Here is a 20,094-nt window from a genome sequence, read left to right as displayed (position 1 = left end):
TTTTTGATTGAATTTGTTGGGAAAATACAATAAGATATCGTCGAGTTTCAGAAAATATCGCCGAATTCACGAATTTATCGTCGAGTTTCGCGAGATATCGTTGACTTCTGGAATATATCGTCGACCACCAATTAATTCACCGAAAACGCCTCCGTCTCCTCAGTAAACTTCTCCAACGCAAGCACATCGAGATCATAACCAATACCGGGCTTATTCGTCACGTGAATCACGCCGTTTTGGACGGTCACTTCGGGTGAGATAATATCTTGATGCCAGTATAAACTTGACGCGGCAGTGTCACCTGGTAGCGTAAAGCCGGGAAGTGTTGTTAGCGCGATGTTGTGTGCACGGCCGATACCAGCCTCGAGCATGCCGCCACACCAGACGTCGATACCGTGCTTCAAACAATAATCGTGAATTCGCTTCGCTTCAGTCAAACCGCCGACGCGACCGATTTTAATATTAATAATCTGGCAACTGCCGAGTTCAATCGCTTTACGCGTGTCCTCAAGAGAGTGAATGCTTTCGTCCAGACAGACTGGCGTGCCGATCGCTTGTTGCAATGTAGCATGATCAATAATATCGTCGTGTGCTAGCGGTTGTTCGATCATCATTAAGTTCAAATCATCGAGTTGTTTTAAGGTGTCAATGTCGTTTAACGTGTAAGCGGAATTCGCGTCAGCCATCATATCGATATCTGGAAATGCTTCGCGAACGCGTGATAATGGCTCTACATCCCAGCCGGGCTTAATTTTAACTTTAATCCGTTTATAACCTTGATTGACGCTTTGTCTTACTGATGTGATGAGGTCATCGATTGATGGCTTGATGCCGATGCTCACGCCGACGTCGATGGTGCGTGCATCGCCGCCGAGCGCAGTTGCAAGCGGGATCTTTTGTTGCTTAGCATACAAATCCCAAATCGCGCCTTCCATAGCGGCTTTCGCCATTAAATTTCGGCGGAACGGTTTGAAAAGGTAATCAACGTCTTCTGGATGTTTAATAGTCGCGCCTTTTAGTGCTGGAATGAGAAAGTCAGTGATGATGTGTCGATTCGTTTCAACGGTTTCCTCGTTGTACCACGGGCTCGTAAACGCGACAGATTCCCCGTAGCCGACGTGGCCTTGCTCGTCTTCCGCTTCAATGACATAAAATTGCTTGTCGTGAAACGTGCCAAAGCTTGTTGTGAATGGAGTCACAAGCGCCATATTTAATTTGCGTAACCGTATCGTTTTAATCGGAATCATGACGAGGCGCCTCCTTTGCAAAAGTAATAATGCGTCACGTTTTCATCTCGTACAGGCACCGCCGCACGCGCCTCATACCTATTGGCGAAAAGTTTTTCAAAAGCTTGACGCGTTTCGGCACGCCACGTTTTGGCAAGGGCGAGGTCGTCGGTTTTGATTTGATGAAAATCTCGCGGAATTGCGACGATGAACGCGTCAATTGATGGATCAAAACGATCGACTCGCGCTTTTGGAACGCTATCTGTCACGTCGACGAGCGAAGTTAATTCAGTCACGTCCGGCAGCCCGACTGGCTTGTCATCGTTAAAATGCCATTCAATCACAATCCGGTCGGTCTCAAGTCCTTGGTTCAGCCGGTCGTTCATCGCGCCGTAATGGTTTACTTTGTAATGAGCCCCGCGAGCGCCGAGCTTCGTTAAGTTTAAATACGCATTCATGCTTTGAAGCGGATCAAACGTCCACGTCATCATGTCATACCCCATGTCCGCCGCATGACGCGCTTGCTCGTGCTTCATTCTTTCGCCAAGTCCTGCTTGTTGATAATCAGGCAAAATCCCGAGCATATGCGAGCAAAGGTATGTCCGTTTGCCGTCGAACCCGGGAAACCCGTAACTGAACGCCACGATCTCGTCTCCATCAAACGCACCTAAAATAAGACCGCCATGATTAACCGTCGTGTAAAGTTGATGAACTGGGATGGGAGCCATTTGCCAAACCGCTTCTTCGACTTTTTGCATGAGTGGCATTTCGTCAATCGTTGTCAAGCGCCTGATGTTCATGCGCGTTCGCCTCCTTGACTGAGCGCTTTTTCAACAGCCTCACTCAAAATATCAACCGCTTTCGGTATCGCGTCAAAATTAAAGGTCATATCAGGATGGTGCAAACCTGGCCCGAGATCGCAACCAATCGCAAGCATCGTCGCTTTTACTTGTGGTCGCTTGAGTGTATAAAAATGGAAATCATCGCCGCCCGTCGTCGTGATAGGCGCCCGACGACTATCCGCATCCACTGCTTGAATCCCTTCATCTAATAGCGCCGTCGCTTCTTCGTTATACACAGCCGCCGCCATATGCGCACCCGTCTCTAACTCAATCGAGATATTATGTAATGATTCAAGCTGACGCGCAATCCGTTCTACTTGTTCCGACATCGCATCCATCAACTCATTTTGTTGCGCCCGTAAATCCAACGCAAAATGCGCCTTACCCGGAATAATGTTCGGATTTTTGCCACCTGCGTGTAGTTCGGTCATTTTAATCGAATGAGGAATAAGTGGGTCAAAATGCGACTGGCGAATGTGGTGAATCATGTCCGCCGCCACTTCAATCGCATTGATGCCAAGGTGTGGCCGCGCTCCGTGCGTATCCGCCGACGTGATCGACCCTTTAATAAATTTTGCCGACCCGTGAATAATCGCCGGCGCAAATTCACCACTACTTAACTCCTGTTTCGGCCGCAAATGCATGCCAAACAAATAATCGAGATCGTCCGCAACGCCTTTTTCCACCATTGCAAGCGCGCCATTTCCTTTTTCCTCAGCCGGTTGGAAAATAAATCGAACGGTTCCATTGAGATTTTTCTCGGCAAGCTGCTTAAACACCCCAATCACCGTCGTCATATGCGCATCGTGCCCACACGAATGATTCGCCTGCTGGACACCGCCGACTTCCTGCCAAAGCGCATCCATATCTGCACGAACCCCAACAACCGGCTTACCACTTCCAATCTCCACGACCACACCCGGCATATCGTCAAACGTCTCGATTTTATTCGGGTTGTACGGTGTCACCTGCTCAACGATGTATTCCGTCGTTTTAAACTCCTCCCAACTAATCTCCGCGTTATCATGTAAATGCGTCCAAATCTCGTTTAATGTTTGCCCCAATTGGTGAGCCCCCTGCGATTGTATTTTACTTAAACTATCATACGTTGGAGGAGAGGGCAATATATCAAGTGATGTTTTCGTCTATTTTGTAAATATATCGTCGAATTCGAGAATTTATCGTCGACTCTGCAATTTTATCGTCGAAATCTGAAAAATATCGTCGATCACTCCAAAAATAAATCGGAGTCAAAAAAGTGAGTCTAATTTATAAATTCGACCTTTATTATCGCCTAACTTTTCTAATATTGAAAGTAGTCGTTTAGTTGTTTGAGGTGAATCTATATTTAAAAAAGATTTTGCTTGTTGATTGATAATGTTTCGTGTGCCGTAAATAATAGCGAATTCTTTAAATGTTTGTAGATGAGCAAAGCGGTCTTTGTATTGACACTTATTGCATTGCCAGTTTCCGTGAACACGTGTCATTTTAGAGTGTTGACATAACGGATTTGTACACCGAACGCCTTTTGATATTAAATCGTTATCAATTTCTAATTCTTCAAGAAGATTTACTTCTCTTGGTTGATGATAATCTTTTAGGGTGCGCGCAATATTCATAGCTTGTTGTTTTGAAATTAACGGATCAGGTTGACTTTGAAATAGTTGATGTATGAAGCTCAACAAGTTTTGAACGGGAAACATATTTGGAGATTGTTGACTAAAATTTAACTCTGCTTTTGAATGTGTGAAGGTAGCACAAGTGTGAATCGGTAAATGATTTAATTGAAGTTTTTGTAGGAGGTAAGTAAGTTGATAACGCTGGACTTTTGCTTGCATTAAAGGGTTATTGAATACCGTTTTTGTGCCATTATAGTGTTGGATTAATTGATTAAAGTCATTTAATGATAAAGTCCCTCTAATATGTTTGCTTTCAATAATGAGTATGAAATGTGTCGTGATCAGCAACGTATCAATTTGAAAATAACTATCAACACCGAAGCTTCGATACCCGTATAAAACGAACAAATCACTGATTTGAAGTGAGTTTAGGAAGTGTTGGACATTTTTTTCACCTTTATAACCGGCGCGCTCGCGTCCTAATTTTTCTTGAAGTAGTTGAAATGTTGAATCTTGAGATTTATATCGCGGGACGAGCAATTCAAGCTGTTCAAGTTCGTGGTTCTTTTTGAGGGGGAGGATAATCATTTATTCATCTCCTTTTTTGATAGGGGATTTCATTATAACAAGAACGCACGTTCGAATCAAGTGTATTAAAAAATGTAGATATCGTCGATTGCATAAATATATCATCGATTTAATAAATATATCGCCGACTCAGGAATTATATCGTCGAAATCCAAAATATATCGCCGAACTCTTCGTTTTATCGTCGAAGTCCAGAATATATCGCCGACCTCAATTCATGAGCCGATTGCTATATTAAATATGATAAAATAATTGAGTATGAGATTATACAAGAAAGTAGGTAAAATCATGCAGCGAGGGCGTATTGAAGAAATCGTCTATATGCGAAGTTTCGCGATGTTGGCGGTCGTGATGATTCATACATCAGCTATGACTTATCATATCATTGATCCGTCGTTTGGATCGTATCCTATTTATGAGTTTTTAAATCGTTTTTTCCGTTATGGTACGGCGACGTTTATTTTTATTACGGGGCTCGTGATGTTTTATGGATATATTGACCGTCCTCTTCATAAAGGCTTCTTTAGTAAATATTTTCGAAATAGGTTTATGTATATTTTTACGCCATATGTCGTGTGGGTTGTGTTGTACGAGATACATACTTGGCTGAGTATTCGTCAGTTTGATATAAATGCTGATTATTTCATAGAGTTGTTTCAATTATTTTTCCAAGGTAATACGTTTTATCATTTTTATTTTTTCTTTGTCTTAATTCAACTTTATCTATTATTCCCGTTACTGCTATATTGGGCGCAAAAATCATTATGGTTTGTTCGGTTACTTCCATTGATTGGATTAGTTGTGCAATCTGCGGTTTATGTGACTGATTACTTTTATAGTTGGTTGCCGTTTGCAACGTCTTATTTTTTCTCTTATTTGTTTTTCTTTAATTTAGGTGGTTTTGTTGGGTTATATTATGGCCAAATCAAACGTTTGTTTAAAATTCGAATGGCATGGTTATTCGCAACGGCCATGATGTTAATTGGATTGTTATATGTGTATATGCATCATTTAGTACGTTGGGATTTGAATGAGTTTGCTACTGTTTATTTAGATTTTATGTATATGACCTTCTCGAGCTTGTCGGCGATGACGATTTTAGTTGTGATGCATTTTGTCGCGAAAAGGCGATTTAACTGGTTTAGACAGTTAGGTGTTTATTCTTTTGGGATATTCCTTGTCCACCCAATGGTCATTAATTATCTCGATTACTGGCTTGTTTGGGAAGGTTCTTATTTATTTCATATCGGGATGGTATTAAGGTTTATGTTAACAATCGCAATTAGTTTTACAATTGTTTATTTAATCAAACGCTATATACCTTATTCGGCTTATATCGTAGGTCGTTAAAGAGTAAAGGAAGATAGATGAATGAAACGATTTTTCGAGCCAGTTATTCGTCATGTGAAACGCTTCAAAACAAGTGATACAAAAAAGACAATAACTCAGATGCCTGTTTCAGAAGGGCTTCATTATTCAAAGTTACACGTGCGTCATCGACATGTGATGCATGTGTTAACGTTTGATTGGTCATCATCTTCATTACAGCTCGATTGGCAACATGACGACAGACTACAAGCGTTAGATCAATTTGACCAATCGTCTGCCGTAGCTCGTATAAATGGGAGTTTTTTTAATCCAAAATCACAAAAACCTGTTTATATGATGGCAGAGAATGATCAGTTAACGAATGTTGGGACGTTGTCAGGTGAAAATGGTTATATGCAAACGCCGAAAGCATTTGGTGTGACTCATGATGATGAGCCTGTTATCGATTCTTTTCAGTTAAGGGCTAGAGTGAAATCGCAACACGAAACCTTTAACGTGAAGCATTTTAATGTGTTGAACCAAGACGAGGAAGTGTTGTACACAGATTCAACGTTTCAATATTCTATTTCTGAAGGTGACACGTTAGTATTTATTGAAGTAGGAAACTATTTGCCAATGGGGTGGGGACAACATCACGTTGGCTACATCAATCAGATTAGACAAGCAGACAGGTCTGAAACATTAATCATTCCTAATAATGAAATCATACTGAAACTACCTTATTCATCTAACCTTAAACCAGGGGATACGATTTCGCTGTCGTTTGATATTGATGATCGTTGGAAAGATATGCGCTGGATCGTTGCGAGTGGTCCCGAACTTGTCAAAGGTGGAGAACCGAACTTAGATATATGTCCTGAACGATTTGTCGCTAAAAAAAGAGCACCGCGTACCGTCGTTGCGATCAATCATAAGCGTCATGAAATATATTTCATGACGGTGGAAGGGAAATATTTAACGTATCATCAAGGTATGAGTTTAGTGGAATTGTCATATTGGTTAGCTGAATGGGGTGCTGACCAAGCACTTAATCTTGATGGGGGAAGTTCATCCACGATGATCGTAGAGGATGAGGTCGTAAATAGACCATCTGCTGGCGTACTAGAACCGATTCATAATGCGTTTTTCATAACGAAAAAATAGACTAGGGCCACCCAAGGCTCTAGTCTATTTGTTGTAAGATACGATTGATTTCTTCAGTTAATGGTCCACCTAATGATCTAGCATAAACAGCGGTCAAGTGGTGTTTATCACGATAGGTAATCATTCTATCGACAACTGGGTAGCAATTGTTATCATCGCAAAGGTATTCTGTGAAGTCAGCGAAATAAACATGATCAGGTAAATTCTCTTCATCTTCCCACGGTATACCGTCTCTTAATATCTCCTCACGATCAATGGTACACTCTTCAATCCCATTCTCTTCTAAACAAGTCGGAACATCTTCAGGCATACGTGGATGATCACGTAATGCTAAAATAGGCATTTCACCTTCAAGCTTCTCCCATTTTTCGATGTAACCATCGGGTATGCTCAAATCGCCTGCAACAGTTGCTGTTGTGATGACTAAGTCAGGATTGCTTTCAATTAATGGTTCATCGACATTGTCGTTCCATTCCATACACGATTCAGATAGTTTACCGTCAAAGTCTTCTGTAGAATAACGACAAGCGTCTTTTAAGTATAAATCAATTTGAAGATTTAATTCTTTAGCTGCCTCTTCAACAGCAGGGTACCAGTGCCCTGAGTGAGATCCGCCTACTAACGCGACGGTATAATCAGGATTTTCAGTCTCACCCATTGAACAAATATTGACCTCAGGATCTGTCGTACTTGAATAACAACTGTCGTCATCGTAAAGAACTGGTAAATCAGATGACACTTCGATCATCGATGGTTGCACATCTTCAAGAGATGTATCGAAAACATCTGCGGAAGGTTCTGGACCACCTTCAACTGATATATTCTCAAGGTTACTTGCTTGTGCTTCTGTAATATACTGATTCCAAGCGACTCCAACAATAACAGCTGGTATTAAAAAGGTAACTAATATAGTAGCTAGACGTCGTTTTTGAGTACGTACATTTAAATTGCGGACAGGTGATTCCAACACGTTCGACGTGACGACGGATAAAATGAAGGCTGCAACAATAATGAATAAGCCGTGTAAAAACGGAACGTCTGACACATCGAAATAATTATAATAGAAAATTAACATCGGCCAATGCCATAAATAAAAGGCATAAGATATACTACCGAAATACATGAGTGGTCTTGATCCGAGTAATTTTTGTGCACCGTATGAACTTGCGTTTTCGGCAGAAATAATAATTAAAATCACGCCGGTAATTGGAAGTAGTGCGGCGTAGCCCGGAAATACACTAGAAACAGGTAAGATAATCCCTGTTAGGCAAACCGTGGCAAGGCCAAGCCAACTGGCCATTAAACTCGTTATTTTATTGAATGATAAATATGGCAATAGAAGTGCTAACATCCCACCGATACTGAATTCCCAAACGCGTGCAAATGAACTAAAATAAGCCCACGGTTGATTAACGGCCGTAATATAAATTGAATAGCTCAAAGATGCAATAAATAATGTGATAAGAACACTTAGTAATGTTTTGCGAAGCGGCGTTTTAAATAGTTTTGTAGCAAGGAAAAAGGCTAATAAAATGATAATCGGCCACGTGATATAAAATTGACCTTGTAACGATAGAGCCCAAAAGTGCTGGAAAGGACTTGCCACATTATTTTGAGCTAAATAGTCAACAGAATTAATCGCAAGTTGCCAATTTTGATAATAGAACATGGATGAAAATACTTGTGAGACGGTTTGGCCCCATTGAACTTCTGGTAGTAAAAAGAAAGACGCAACCGTGGTGACGAAGGTAACGGTTAACGCTAATGGCAATAAGCGTCGTCCTAAACCGAGCAAGTACTCACCTATTTGTAAACGACCTGATCGTTCAATTTTTGATAATAATGATGTCGTAATTAAATAACCTGAAACGATGAAAAAAACGTCTACTCCGCCTGAAACAGAACCAATCCAAATGTGGTATATGGCGACGAGCATAGCTGCAACGGCTCGTACACCTTCTATTTCTGGACGAAATTTTTTCTCAGGGCTTTTCAAATCTTGCATATTAGCATCTCCAGTCGTTCAAAAATCATATCATTAATATTTTATAACGAATGACATAGATTTACAATGAACGGAAGGACTATATTTAAGTTTGAAATTATCTACTATAGGAGTCGTATTTCGTGTTATAGTTAACTTAAAATATGTTAAAGGAGCGTTTTCATGCGCCAGACGACTGCTTGGGTATTAGTCATCTTATGGATGGCGTTCATTTTTTATTTCTCTCACCAACCAGGAACAGAATCTAGTGATTTAAGTGGCAGTGTGATGCAATGGATTCTTGCCATCTTGCCGTTTGGGTTAGAAGAATCAGAAGCATTTCACTTTCTAGTTCGAAAAGGTGCGCATGTCTTTGTCTATTTCGTTTTAGCGATTTTAGTTATGAATGCGGTGCGTTTTCATACCGAAAAAATGTTGACTCGAATCGGAATAGGACTGTTGTTGAGTTTGCTTTATGCGGCATCTGATGAATACCATCAAACCTTCATAGAAGGACGGGCCGGTCAAGTGAGCGATGTGTTTATTGATTCTATTGGTATCATGCTAGGTATAAGTGTTTTTGTTTTATGGCACCGAAAACGAGTGTCTAACAATTGATTATTTGTTGAAATAAGTAATTAAATAGCGTATTCTCAAAGTGACTATATCAAATGGAGTGACCCAATTGGACCAAAAAATAAAAGTCATGACTGTATTCGGCACGCGGCCTGAAGCAATTAAAATGGCGCCGCTCGTGCTGGAATTAAACAAACGAAGCGAGCAGTTTGAAACGATTGTAACCGTGACAGCACAGCACCGGGAAATGCTCGATCAAGTGTTGTCGATTTTTGATATCGAACCGGATTATGATTTAAATATTATGAAAGCAAAACAATCACTAGCGCAAGTGACGAACCGCGCGTTAGAAGGGCTTGACCAAGTGATGAAAGAAACAGAGCCTGATATCGTGCTCGTTCATGGTGATACGACGACGACATTCGCAGCATCGCTTGCGGCGTTTTACAACCAAGTGGCTGTTGGTCACGTTGAAGCGGGTCTTCGCACGTGGAATAAGCATTCGCCGTTTCCGGAAGAGTTAAACCGTCAATTGACGGGTGTGATGGCTGATATGCATTTCGCCCCGACGGATCAAGCGAAACAGAATCTTTTGGATGAAAATAAATCAGACGACTCGATTGTCGTGACAGGCAATACAGCGATTGATGCTCTTAAAACGACGGTTGATGATGGTTATACAAGCCCGATTATGGATGAGATTGGCGAACGACGACTCGTCCTTGTAACCGCACACCGCCGGGAAAATTTAGGGCAAAATATGGAGCAAATGTTCCGTGCGATCAAACGAATGGTTGAGGCGCATGACGATATTCACGTCGTGTACCCTGTGCACTTGAACCCTGTCGTCCAAGAGACAGCGAATTCGATTTTAGGTGATGACGATCGCATTAATTTAATCGAACCGCTCGGTGTTATTGATTTTCATAATTTCGCGGCGAAAGCGCATTTGATTTTAACCGATTCTGGCGGTGTCCAAGAAGAAGCGCCGTCATTAGGCGTTCCTGTCCTTGTGTTACGTGATACGACGGAGCGTCCAGAAGGCGTTGCAGCAGGGACGTTGAAGCTTGCGGGCACGAATGAAGACCATATTTTCGAACTAGCAGATGAACTGTTATCAAACGATGAGTCACATGCGTCGATGGCTCACGCATCCAATCCTTACGGAGACGGCGAAGCATCTGGGCGTATTGCGGATGCAATAGTCGGTTATTTTTCAAGACGTTAAGTGAGCGGAAACTGAGGAGGACAAGCGATGAAACCAGTCAAAAAAGCGATTATTCCGGCAGCTGGTTTAGGCACGCGTTTCTTACCAGCAACAAAAGCATTGCCGAAAGAAATGTTACCGATTGTCGATAAACCAACGATTCAATATATTGTCGAAGAAGCGAAAGCAGCCGGCATTGAAGATATTATGATTGTGACAGGTAAAGGAAAACGAGCGATAGAGGATCATTTCGATCGAGCGTATGAACTCGAGGATGCGCTTTTAGAGAAGAAAAAATTTGACTTGCTAAACGAAATCACTGAAGTATCGAATGTTGATATTCACTATATTCGTCAAAAAGAACCTAAAGGCTTAGGCCATGCGGTATGGTGCGCTCGTAAATTCATTGGTGACGAACCGTTTGCCGTTTTACTCGGTGATGACATTGTCCGCTCAGAAACGCCCGCTTTAAAACAACTAATGAATGATTACGAATCGACAGGTCATTCAGTGATTGGTGTACAACCCGTACCAGAAGACGAAACAGATCGTTACGGTATTATTGACCCGATGGCGCAAGATGGCAGACGTTACCGAGTGAATGCGTTCGTTGAGAAGCCATCCGTTGAAGAAGCGCCGTCTAACTTAGCGATTATGGGTCGATATATTTTAACACCAGAGATTATGAACTATTTGGACAAGCAGAAAGTCGGCGCAGGAAACGAAGTGCAATTAACGGATGCGATTCAAGAATTAAATCACGAACAACCGGTTTTTGCCTATAACTTTGACGGCCGCCGTTATGACGTTGGCGAAATTAAAGGTTTTCTTAAAACAACAATCGAAATGTCGCTCGAACGTGATGACGTGCGTGATGATTTGCTTGAGTTTATGCAAGGTTTGCTAGAAAATTATAAGACGAAGCAATGAGAGTCCTAACGTGGTTAGGGCTTTTTAATTTATTTCTATTAATATATGAATTTTCAAATAACACACTACTTAATACCCGGTATGAAGTCATCTTGTTTTATCTTTTGTCGAATGGTAGGTTATGGTTATAATGAATAAGAATTTATAAAGGGGTGTGGGTCGATTGAAAAAAATGAAAGTATCAGGATTGTTACTGATTGTTGCGTTACTGATGTCTTTTGCTGTACAAGTACAAGCTGACGAACACAACCGTGGATTCGATCGTGAAGAGGTACCGATTAAATTTAGCGATGCGGATGAAGCTGCTTGGGCGAAAGAGTATATTGGAAAGATGCAGTCTAAAAATGTGATTAAGGGAACTGGAAAAGGAACATTTGAACCAAATGATGATGTATCTCGTGCGGCAGCTATCGTCATGGCGGTCCGTTTATTAGATTTAGAAGATGAAGCAGAAGCAAAGCCTGACGATGTGTCATTACATTTTCAAGACGAAGAACAGATACCGAGTTGGGCGCGAGGTCATGTTGCGGTGGCGTTAGAAAATGATTTGTTTAATACAACGGATCAATCGTTTAATCCCTATGAACCGGCAAAACGCATTTGGATTGCTGAATTACTTGTTAAATCGCTTGGTTTAGAAGATGATGCGCTAGATCAAATGAACGACATTCCAGAATTTACGGATGTTGATAAAATTCCAGCAGGTGCCATTGGGTATGTGAACGTTGCGGCTGATGAAGATCTGACGACAGGATATGAAGATGGGACGTTTAAACCGAATAAAAATGTATCGCGAGCTGAAATGACAGCTTTCTTAGAGCGAACGAATAGTGATTTGCTTGATCAATCAGGCGCTCGTACGCTTCAAGGAACTGTGACAGATGTCAGTTTTGATGAAGAGATGGGCTCAATTTCACTTAATGTGAATGGTGAGTCGTTCACATTTGATCTTACGTCTGAACTAGAAGTACAGTTTGAAGATCGTTTGATTAAAGCCGATCAGTTACGAGCGGATGATAAAGTAACGCTTGTTGTTCAAGACGAATCAGTTGTTGAAGCGCGTTTATTAAACGAAAAGACGTCTGACTCTAATGAATCGAGTGGTTTAATAGAGTTAGAAGTAGAATATGAACGCGATGATACTGAGTATGAATTAGAGTATGATAACAAGAAAGGCGAATCAGAGGCTGAGCTGGAAGATGAATTTAACGGTGTGGAAGCAGAAGGCGAGGAAGCTTTTGCAATCGTTGAAGCGCTTGGTTTAACACAAGATATGTCGCGCGATGCTATTTTAGAGCGCGTCATGAATGAATTAGACGTTCAGGATGACGATTTCGATGAATTGAAGATTGAAGCGAAATTCGCTAATGGTCATAAAGTTGAAGTCAAGCGGGAGCCTAATGTTGACATTCCTGACGATGTAACGGGTGATTTAGCTGATATCGAATCGTTTGATTTAGATGTCGAGCTGTTTGACGGCGAAGACCAAAGCTATGACTATGAATTAGACGACGGTGACATTGAAGAAGACGTTAAACGCGACGGAGAAGAAGTCGAAGGGAATGAAGCATTACAAGCAGTTTCGACGTTAGTCAATGATGTGTCATTAACAGAAGAGATGAGTGATGAAGAGGTAAGAGAAGCTATTTTGGCAACTTTATCGATTGACTCTGAAAATGTTAGTGAGCTCGAATTAGAGGTTGAGTATTTAGATGGTTACAAGGTAAAGGTTGAGTTTGAGCAAGAAGCTGACCAGCCTGAGGAATCACGAGATGGTCAAATTGCTGAATTCAAGTTAGATGCTGAACTGAATAACGACAAGGCTTATGAATACTCAATGGAACAAGATGATGGTGATATTGAGTATGAGTATAGTGACGAAACAGATTCAGATGAAACTGAACTAGAAGGCGCAGAGGCGCAAGAAAAGGTTAACCAGCTGTTAGACCAATTACAATTGTCAGCTGAAATGACTCAAGATCAATTGAAAAAAGCGGCATTAACAGCTCTTTCAATTGATGAGGAAGACGTGGAAGAACTCGAAATTAGCGTGTCATTCGTGAATGGTGAATCGATTGAAGTTGAAATAGAGGAAGAAGATTAATTAACTTATCCCCCCCTTGCTGGATATTCAGTGAGGGGGTTAATTATACGTTTATTGTGTTGGTTCATGTTAAAATAGAGTTAGAACCCTAACGAAAAGGAGCCAATAACATGCCAGCAAACGTAACAGTTATCGGAAGTATTAATATGGACTTAGTCGCACAATCGGACCGCTTTCCCAATAAAGGTGAAACATTACTCGGAAATGATTTTCAAACAATTCCAGGCGGTAAAGGAGCCAATCAAGCCGTCGCTGCTGCGAAATTGGGCGCTAATGTGACGATGATTGGTTGTGTTGGAGATGATCCGTTTGGCCAACCGTTGATTGATAATTTGAAAGAACAAGGCGTAACGAATCCGCAAGTAGAGACAGTTGAGGGTGTGCCTACAGGTGTGGCACAAATTACGGTCGCGAACCAAGATAATACGATTATTGTCGTGCCCGGAGCGAATAATCATGTGACACCTGAAGTTGTAAGGAAGCATGAGGCTGATATCCAAGCGAGTGATATTATTTTACTTCAATTTGAAATCCCGTTAGAAAGTGTTCATGAAACGATTAACTTAGCGAATAAACATGATGTCAAAGTGGTGTTGAATCCAGCTCCCGTTCGTTCGGTAGAATTAGACTTACTAGAGAAAGTTGATTTCCTAACCCCGAATGAGCATGAACTTGATATTTTGATTGATACTGATGAGAAAAATGCATTTTACGAACAAAATCGCGACCGCTTCTTTGTCACATACGGCGACAAAGGGGTGCGTATGGTCGAACAAGGTGAGGATGTCTTAGTGCCAGGTTATCAAGTCGATGTCGTTGATACTACTGGAGCTGGTGATACATTTAACGGAGGGTTTGCCGTTGCAGTCGCTGAAGGACAGTCTTATCAAGAGGCATCCCGTTTTGGTAATGCAGCAGGCGCTTTATCGGTTAGCCAATTTGGCGCGCAGGGGGGCATGCCGTCTCGCGAAGATGTGACCAAGTTACTAGATTAAGCTGATTCAGACTGAAAAACTCTAGCTAAATTCTTATGTTTAGCTAGAGTTTTTTGTTTGATACGGCGAAATATCATGTATATACGGCGAAATATCATGTATATACGGCGAAATTTTTCGTACATACAGCGAAATTCATAGATTATACGGCGATATTTTGAATGGATACGGCGAAATCACTTGAATTTACGGCGAAAATAGGTTTGGAGCTCTGGGACGAGTGATGACAGGTCATAAACCGTGGTGCGTTTGTGTCCGAATTTGGGAAATTGGGCGAGGAGGCGTTTGGTGACGTCGGGGGAGTCGATGTTTAACCATTGGCGAACTTCTTTGTTAGTGACATACGGTTTTTGATGGAGGATGATTAAATCTTTTAAGACGGGGATGTGTGCATTGCGGTCGCGTGTTTGGCAGGAAGGGCAGAACCATGTGCCGTGGACTCGGTTGATCGCTGGGCGTGTGCATGTCGGGCAAAAGGCGCCACGAATCAATGCGTCTGATGTGATGTTGTAATGTGTGGTGAGGTGGCGGTTGCGCGGGGCGTGGTTGTTTGTAAGGCATTGTCCGATGGCGCGTGCTTTTTGGTCGGAGATGATTGGTGTGGGGTGCTCGTCTAGTAAATCATAGATATATTGCAGTAAATAATGATAAGTAAAAAGATTATCGGATTGGTTCGGCATGTCGATGATGGCTTCGGGATGGGTGAATGTGCCGCATGTAAAGATGGGTAAGTGATTTAAGTTGTGCACTTTTAGAAAGGTTTCTAGCTGACGCTTTTGAATGGCGGCTTGGTGAAGCGGGTGTTGCAGCGGTTTGGGCTCGCCGTCAACGTATTGAACCATTTGTTTCGCATCGTTTTCGGTGATGACGCCTTTTACATGCTTGCTTTCGACGATGAGCATAAATTGACGTGTGATGAGCAACGCGTCAATCTGAAAAAAGTGACTGAACACCTCGCACCTGAGGTCAAATAACGTGTACGATTCTTGATGGCGTAATAAGTTAAAATAATATTGCAAAGCGCTTTCGCCGTGATAGCCAGCTTTGTCGCGTTGGTATTGGTCGTCGATTAAATGGAAAAGTTTATCGCGGTCCCGGTATCGCCTTATGAGAACGTCTAATTGCAACAATTCGAGCGGTTTTTGTAAGGGTAAAAGGTTCATAGCGTCACTCCTTGTGATTGATTATAGCGTGAAATGAAGCGATTGTGTAGTTGACAAAATGCTGCTTAAAATAGATTTAATGGTCATATAACGTCAAAATTCTAATGCTTGCCCTTAAAATAGCTAGTTAATGGACTTTAATTCATTCTATTAAAAATAGAGTTTTCTGATAAAATAAACATAGAGATGATAAATGTGGCAAATCAAGTCGGACGTAACGATCCTTGCCCGTGCGGATAATCTAGAACAGTTTGAAGCGCAGTATTTAGATTTCTTAGACGATTGGTGGAATATGGCATCAGGTCCTGCCACGTTAATGGATTTAAACGCAGAACCACGCGCAGTTCAAGTGCTTGAGCTATTATTTGATCGTTTGTTTCAGTCGCGAGAGATTGAGGATGATCAGCGTGAATTACTCGTTAATATGTGGTTGTATTTGAATATGATATGAAAGAAAAGCTCGGCGATGAGGATTTGGATGAATTTTTAGACCAATATCTCGATATACCTGATATGCGTGAACGGGCGATTTATAAAGCAGAAAACGAGAAAAACAGTGAACGTGTCATTGAATTAATCGAATCTGCAGACCGAAAGCGACAAGACTGGCTAGATATTTTATATCGACATTACGGGCTGTTAGGACGAATCGAAGAACAGCGTGAGTTAGCTAAAAAGTTGGTAGGCGAGTATGGAATGGATTATTATAATCGACTGCGAAAACTGTATTCTGATAATGAGTGGTCGCCTGTTGTTGATACACTTATAGAAAATAATCTTTATTACTTTCAAGGCTCAAATTACTACAAATTTTTATTAAAAGAGAGACGCAATGAGGCGTTGTTATCTTATGGTCAAGCTAGTCCTTATATGATTACCGAATTTGGTCCTTATTTACAAGACCATTATCCTGAAGAAGTGGCTGTTATTTTTCAAGACTTTATTCATCAAGAAGCGAGTAAGGCGACTAATCGAAAGGACTATCAAGGTGTTTCTCGAATTATCAAGCAGATGCAAAAGGTTTGTGGATATGAAGCTAGTTTACCTGTGATTGAAAAGTTAGCAACTGATTATGTTAAACGTCCTGCTTTTATCGATGAACTTCAAAAAATGAAGGTTTAAATCCTGTTATACGGCGAAATTATAGGATGATACGGCGATTTTTTTCGGCTATACGGCGAAATTTCTGTTTGATACGGCGAAATCGAGCGCGCATACGGCGAAAATCATCACGCTTACGGCGAAATCCGGCGATTATACGGCGAAACACACATCTCACATAAAATTGCCACAGTTCATTTCATTGCTTTTCGTCACGACATTTTGTAAAGTGGAAGAATCATACATAAAAAAGGTGAACGTCTATGTGGAAGATTTATAGTTTATTATTTGTTGTGATGTTGATGTGGGGGATGAACGTATCGGCGCTTAAAGTGTTGGTCGATGCGGTGGATCCGATTCTGCTCAACGCCTTTCGTGTGTTTACCGCGGGTGTGGCGGTGTTAATTATTTGTGCGGTGCTGGGTATCTTCCGGTTACCACGGAAGTCGGAATGGACGATCATGGCGTATATCGGTGCGTTTAATGTTGTGCTGCACCATGCGTTTATTGCGACAGGGTTAGAAGGGACGTCGGGTGTCAATGCGTCATTGATTCTGGGGTTGGTGCCGCTTGTGACCGTGCTAATGTCTGTCATTTTCTTAAAGCAACAAGTGAATAAGTTACGGATGACTGGGTTTTTACTTGGTTTTTCAGGTGTGGCGCTCACGACGCTTACTGGTGATGGAGGTTTAGGCTCAATATCGTATGGCGATATGCTCGTGTTTTTAGGTGTCGTTGTGCAAGGGTTTAGTTTTGTGTTGATTAGTAAGTTGAAAGCGGACTTTGACCCGCGGTTGATCACGGGGTATATGATGGTGTTCGGTTCATTCTTTATTTTCGGATTGAGTCAGCTTTTCGGAGCTAATGTCAGTGAGATCAAGGCTGTGTTTGATTGGCATATCGGCGGTGTGTTTTTATTTAGTGCCGTGTGTGCGACGGCGTTTGGTCATATGACATACAATTTAGCGATTAAAAAAGTGGGTCCGGCTGAATCGGCAATTTTCACGAATTTGAATGTATTGTTTGCGATGATTGGTTCGGCGTTTTTCTTAGGTGAAGTCATTATGCTAGAGCATGTCGTTGGATTCGTGCTTATTTTAATTGGTATTTTCTTTGGGACAGGTGCGATGGAGTATTTGCTTAAAAGACGGCGTGGAAAAATCGTGTGAGGTGGTAGCGTGCACATTGTTGTGATAGGTAGTGGCATTTTAGGTGCGTCGACAGCTTATGAACTGGTCAAAACTGGACATCAGGTGACATTAGTCGATGCAGGGTTCAAAGGTCAAGCGACATATGCTGGTGCTGGTATCGTTTGTCCGTGGGTAAGTGCGCGTCGCGATCCGGATTTGTATGCTTTGGCGAAAGCGAGTGCGATTCGGTACCCCCATCTCATTAGTGCGATAAACGCAGATGGTGCCACAAAAACAGGTTATAATCAATGCGGTGCGCTGGCGCTGGCAAAAGATGATGAAACGGTTGAGGCGCTTGTCGATGAGGCGACTCAGAAACGTGAAGAAACAGATGCTGTTGGTGTGATTGAACGATTGTCTAACGAGCAAGCTAAAGCGATGTTCCCGCCGCTGAACGATGACGTCCAAGCGGTTTATGTATCGGGTGGGGCGCGTGTCGATGGTGCAAAATTAAACCAAGCATTGATTCAAGCGTTCGAACAGCGCGGTGGCGTCTGTCGTCAAGGTCATGTATCCTTAAAGCAGGACGGAACTTTGGCCCAGGTTTACATAAACGATGAAAAAATTGATGCCGATCAAATCGTTGTTGCAGCAGGGGCGTGGACGAATGACGTGTTAAAGCCGTTAGACGTGACACTGTCGCTCGAGCCTCAACGCGGACAAATTGCTCACTTGACTGTAGATGAGGAGACAGATCATTGGCCAGTCGTGCTGCCTGAATCGAGCCATTATATGCTTGCCTTTGAAGGTGGACGTGTCGTCATGGGGGCGACGCGTGAAACGGGGAGTGGTTTTGATCATCGCTTGACTGCAGGTGGCGTGCATGATGTGTTGCATGAGGGATTACATGTTGCACCTGGTTTAGTTGAGGCGACGTTAGAGGACGTCCGGATCGGGTTTCGGCCAATGGGACCTGATGGGAAACCGCTTCTCGGCTGTTTATCTCACACGACAAATGTAACTGTTGCAACAGGTTTAGGACCGTCCGGGTTAACGATTGGACCGTACATAGGACTTTTGACCGCGCAACTTGTCACAGGTCAAACGCTCGACCAATCGATTGACCATTTTGATCCATTAAGAAAACTATAAGAGGTGATGACATGAGTAAAACACCAGTAATTATTGATTGTGACCCAGGTATTGATGATGTGATGATGTTGCTTCTCGGTTTGCGTCACGACGATATTGACGTCAAACTCATTACGACGAGTGCAGGTAATCAGACGCAAGAAAAAGTGATGACGAATGCCCTTCGTTTTGCCAGTTACATAGGAGAAGATGTCGAAATCGCGCGCGGTGCTGACAAACCGTTTATTCGTGACTTAATGATCGCCGATGACGTTCACGGTGAGTCTGGTTTAGGTGGTGTAGAATTACCGGAAGCCACGATTAAAGAAAGTGACCGCACGGCGATTCAAGCCATGGTTGATGTATTACAACGAGCAGAAGAACCGGTAACTCTAGTCGCAACCGGTCCGATGACGAATGTCGGAGCTCTTTTATTAGCGCATCCAGAATTAAAAGCAAAGATTAAGCAAATCTCGATTATGGGTGGCGCTGCGCGTGGCGGTAATGTGACGCCGCACGCTGAGTTTAACATGTATGTTGACCCTGAAGCGGCTGAAGTCGTTATGCAAAGCGGTTTGCCGATTATCATGAGCGGGTTAGATGTCACGCATAAAGCCTATTTGAATCAATCAGATGTGGATGCACTAAAAGAGGTGGGAACGCCTTTAACAGATAAATTGCACGGCATGTTAGCGCATTATATGGGCGCGCAAGGTGACTCACCGTTTTTAGAACCGTATTATAGTGACGTGCTACGATTACACGACTTGTGTGCGATCGCTTACATTATTGACCCGACACTATTTCATGGTGATGATTACTACGTCACGATGGAGACAAGTGGAAGCAAAACAGCGGGTGCGACTGTTGTGGACCACATGCGAAATATGAATCATGAGCCGAATGTCCACGTCTTATACGGCGTCGAACGCGAACGGTTTGTGAACTTATTTTTCTCAGTTCTATAAATGAAATAGGATAGACTTTCAAAGCCATCGTCTGGACATGACGATGGCTTTGTTTATA

At 42.3% G+C, this 20,094-nt stretch carries 18 protein-coding genes; 12 read left to right on the top strand and 6 right to left on the bottom strand.

Going from position 1 to position 20,094, the window contains the following annotated elements; translation table 11 throughout:
- Positions 1 to 131: 131 nt before the first annotated feature.
- From menC to ABID56_RS05700, 4 genes are all read right to left on the bottom strand, one after another.
- On the bottom strand, positions 132 to 1,247 hold the full coding sequence (gene menC / locus ABID56_RS05715; RefSeq protein ID WP_354219661.1) for an o-succinylbenzoate synthase: 1,116 nt from the start codon (positions 1,245 to 1,247) through the stop codon (positions 132 to 134).
- A complete protein-coding gene (locus ABID56_RS05710) occupies positions 1,244 to 2,026 on the bottom strand; it encodes a GNAT family N-acetyltransferase (protein WP_354219660.1) in 783 nt (260 codons plus the stop codon). The genes menC and ABID56_RS05710 overlap by 4 nt, the downstream gene beginning before the upstream one ends.
- Entirely contained in the window at positions 2,023 to 3,132 is a 1,110-nt protein-coding gene (locus ABID56_RS05705) for an amidohydrolase (protein WP_354219659.1), read from the bottom strand. The genes ABID56_RS05710 and ABID56_RS05705 overlap by 4 nt, the downstream gene beginning before the upstream one ends.
- Before the next feature lie 186 nt (positions 3,133 to 3,318).
- Entirely contained in the window at positions 3,319 to 4,275 is a 957-nt protein-coding gene (locus ABID56_RS05700; protein WP_354219658.1) for a nuclease-related domain-containing protein, read from the bottom strand.
- A 288-nt stretch (positions 4,276 to 4,563) separates the two neighbouring features.
- Between ABID56_RS05700 and ABID56_RS05695 the strand changes: the two genes are divergently transcribed.
- Positions 4,564 to 5,625 (top strand): acyltransferase, encoded by a 1,062-nt coding sequence (locus ABID56_RS05695; RefSeq protein WP_354219657.1) that lies wholly within the window; start codon positions 4,564 to 4,566, stop codon positions 5,623 to 5,625.
- 21 nt (positions 5,626 to 5,646) lie between these two features.
- Entirely contained in the window at positions 5,647 to 6,747 is a 1,101-nt protein-coding gene (locus ABID56_RS05690; protein ID WP_354219656.1) for a phosphodiester glycosidase family protein, read from the top strand.
- A 19-nt stretch (positions 6,748 to 6,766) separates the two neighbouring features.
- Here ABID56_RS05690 and ABID56_RS05685 read toward each other — a convergent pair whose 3' ends face one another.
- The gene (locus tag ABID56_RS05685; RefSeq protein ID WP_354219655.1) at positions 6,767 to 8,752 is read right to left on the bottom strand and encodes an acyltransferase family protein; all 1,986 of its coding nucleotides are present in this window, start codon (positions 8,750 to 8,752) and stop codon (positions 6,767 to 6,769) included.
- A 162-nt stretch (positions 8,753 to 8,914) separates the two neighbouring features.
- Here ABID56_RS05685 and ABID56_RS05680 point away from each other — a divergent pair, with 162 nt between their 5' ends.
- From ABID56_RS05680 to rbsK, 5 genes are all read left to right on the top strand, one after another.
- Positions 8,915 to 9,349 carry a VanZ family protein gene (locus tag ABID56_RS05680; protein ID WP_354219654.1) on the top strand — a complete coding sequence of 145 codons (435 nt, stop codon included), beginning with the start codon at positions 8,915 to 8,917 and terminating at the stop codon, positions 9,347 to 9,349.
- Positions 9,350 to 9,416: 67 nt separating this feature from the next.
- Complete coding sequence (gene wecB, locus ABID56_RS05675; RefSeq protein WP_354219653.1) at positions 9,417 to 10,535, top strand: non-hydrolyzing UDP-N-acetylglucosamine 2-epimerase; 1,119 nt, start codon at positions 9,417 to 9,419, stop codon at positions 10,533 to 10,535.
- A gap of 27 nt (positions 10,536 to 10,562) precedes the next feature.
- On the top strand, positions 10,563 to 11,444 hold the full coding sequence (gene galU / locus ABID56_RS05670) for a UTP--glucose-1-phosphate uridylyltransferase GalU (protein ID WP_354219652.1): 882 nt from the start codon (positions 10,563 to 10,565) through the stop codon (positions 11,442 to 11,444).
- A 172-nt stretch (positions 11,445 to 11,616) separates the two neighbouring features.
- The gene (locus ABID56_RS05665) at positions 11,617 to 13,548 is read left to right on the top strand and encodes a YusW family protein (protein WP_354219687.1); all 1,932 of its coding nucleotides are present in this window, start codon (positions 11,617 to 11,619) and stop codon (positions 13,546 to 13,548) included.
- 110 nt (positions 13,549 to 13,658) lie between these two features.
- The gene (rbsK, locus tag ABID56_RS05660; protein WP_354219651.1) at positions 13,659 to 14,543 is read left to right on the top strand and encodes a ribokinase; all 885 of its coding nucleotides are present in this window, start codon (positions 13,659 to 13,661) and stop codon (positions 14,541 to 14,543) included.
- A 176-nt stretch (positions 14,544 to 14,719) separates the two neighbouring features.
- Here the strand turns inward: rbsK and ABID56_RS05655 are convergent, their stop codons facing one another.
- Positions 14,720 to 15,706 (bottom strand): nuclease-related domain-containing protein, encoded by a 987-nt coding sequence (locus ABID56_RS05655; protein ID WP_354219650.1) that lies wholly within the window; start codon positions 15,704 to 15,706, stop codon positions 14,720 to 14,722.
- 193 nt (positions 15,707 to 15,899) lie between these two features.
- On the opposite strand from ABID56_RS05655, the gene ABID56_RS05650 reads away from it, so the two are divergent.
- The 5 genes from ABID56_RS05650 (at position 15,900) to ABID56_RS05630 (ending at position 20,036) form a co-directional block, all read left to right on the top strand.
- Complete coding sequence (locus tag ABID56_RS05650; RefSeq protein ID WP_354219649.1) at positions 15,900 to 16,157, top strand: hypothetical protein; 258 nt, start codon at positions 15,900 to 15,902, stop codon at positions 16,155 to 16,157.
- A complete protein-coding gene (locus tag ABID56_RS05645; protein WP_354219648.1) occupies positions 16,154 to 16,828 on the top strand; it encodes a hypothetical protein in 675 nt (224 codons plus the stop codon). The genes ABID56_RS05650 and ABID56_RS05645 overlap by 4 nt, the downstream gene beginning before the upstream one ends.
- Before the next feature lie 242 nt (positions 16,829 to 17,070).
- On the top strand, positions 17,071 to 17,976 hold the full coding sequence (locus ABID56_RS05640) for a DMT family transporter (protein WP_354219647.1): 906 nt from the start codon (positions 17,071 to 17,073) through the stop codon (positions 17,974 to 17,976).
- Positions 17,977 to 17,985: 9 nt separating this feature from the next.
- Positions 17,986 to 19,089, top strand: a complete 1,104-nt coding sequence (locus tag ABID56_RS05635; RefSeq protein WP_354219646.1) for an NAD(P)/FAD-dependent oxidoreductase — start codon at positions 17,986 to 17,988, stop codon at positions 19,087 to 19,089.
- Between the two features lie 11 nt (positions 19,090 to 19,100).
- Complete coding sequence (locus ABID56_RS05630) at positions 19,101 to 20,036, top strand: nucleoside hydrolase (RefSeq protein WP_354219645.1); 936 nt, start codon at positions 19,101 to 19,103, stop codon at positions 20,034 to 20,036.
- Positions 20,037 to 20,094 lie beyond the last annotated feature (58 nt).

This window comes from Alkalibacillus flavidus, assembly GCF_040545925.1.
Classification (GTDB): domain Bacteria; phylum Bacillota; class Bacilli; order Bacillales; family Alkalibacillaceae; genus Alkalibacillus; species Alkalibacillus flavidus.
Note: the sequence above shows the minus strand (reverse complement) of the source record. Positions and strands in the feature narration are given on the sequence as shown.

Bases quoted from the DNA above. Each gene is read 5' to 3' on its own strand.
- menC (WP_354219661.1), bottom strand. From the start codon at position 1,247: ATGATTCCGATTAAAACGATACGGTTACGCAAATTAAATATGGCGCTT.
- ABID56_RS05710 (WP_354219660.1), bottom strand. From the start codon at position 2,026: ATGAACATCAGGCGCTTGACAACGATTGACGAAATGCCACTCATGCAA.
- ABID56_RS05700 (WP_354219658.1), bottom strand. From the start codon at position 4,275: ATGATTATCCTCCCCCTCAAAAAGAACCACGAACTTGAACAGCTTGAA.
- ABID56_RS05695 (WP_354219657.1), top strand. From the start codon at position 4,564: ATGCAGCGAGGGCGTATTGAAGAAATCGTCTATATGCGAAGTTTCGCG.
- ABID56_RS05690 (WP_354219656.1), top strand. From the start codon at position 5,647: ATGAAACGATTTTTCGAGCCAGTTATTCGTCATGTGAAACGCTTCAAA.
- ABID56_RS05685 (WP_354219655.1), bottom strand. From the start codon at position 8,752: ATGCAAGATTTGAAAAGCCCTGAGAAAAAATTTCGTCCAGAAATAGAA.
- ABID56_RS05680 (WP_354219654.1), top strand. From the start codon at position 8,915: ATGCGCCAGACGACTGCTTGGGTATTAGTCATCTTATGGATGGCGTTC.
- galU (WP_354219652.1), top strand. From the start codon at position 10,563: ATGAAACCAGTCAAAAAAGCGATTATTCCGGCAGCTGGTTTAGGCACG.
- ABID56_RS05665 (WP_354219687.1), top strand. From the start codon at position 11,617: ATGAAAGTATCAGGATTGTTACTGATTGTTGCGTTACTGATGTCTTTT.
- rbsK (WP_354219651.1), top strand. From the start codon at position 13,659: ATGCCAGCAAACGTAACAGTTATCGGAAGTATTAATATGGACTTAGTC.
- ABID56_RS05655 (WP_354219650.1), bottom strand. From the start codon at position 15,706: ATGAACCTTTTACCCTTACAAAAACCGCTCGAATTGTTGCAATTAGAC.
- ABID56_RS05650 (WP_354219649.1), top strand. From the start codon at position 15,900: ATGTGGCAAATCAAGTCGGACGTAACGATCCTTGCCCGTGCGGATAAT.
- ABID56_RS05645 (WP_354219648.1), top strand. From the start codon at position 16,154: ATGAAAGAAAAGCTCGGCGATGAGGATTTGGATGAATTTTTAGACCAA.
- ABID56_RS05640 (WP_354219647.1), top strand. From the start codon at position 17,071: ATGTGGAAGATTTATAGTTTATTATTTGTTGTGATGTTGATGTGGGGG.
- ABID56_RS05630 (WP_354219645.1), top strand. From the start codon at position 19,101: ATGAGTAAAACACCAGTAATTATTGATTGTGACCCAGGTATTGATGAT.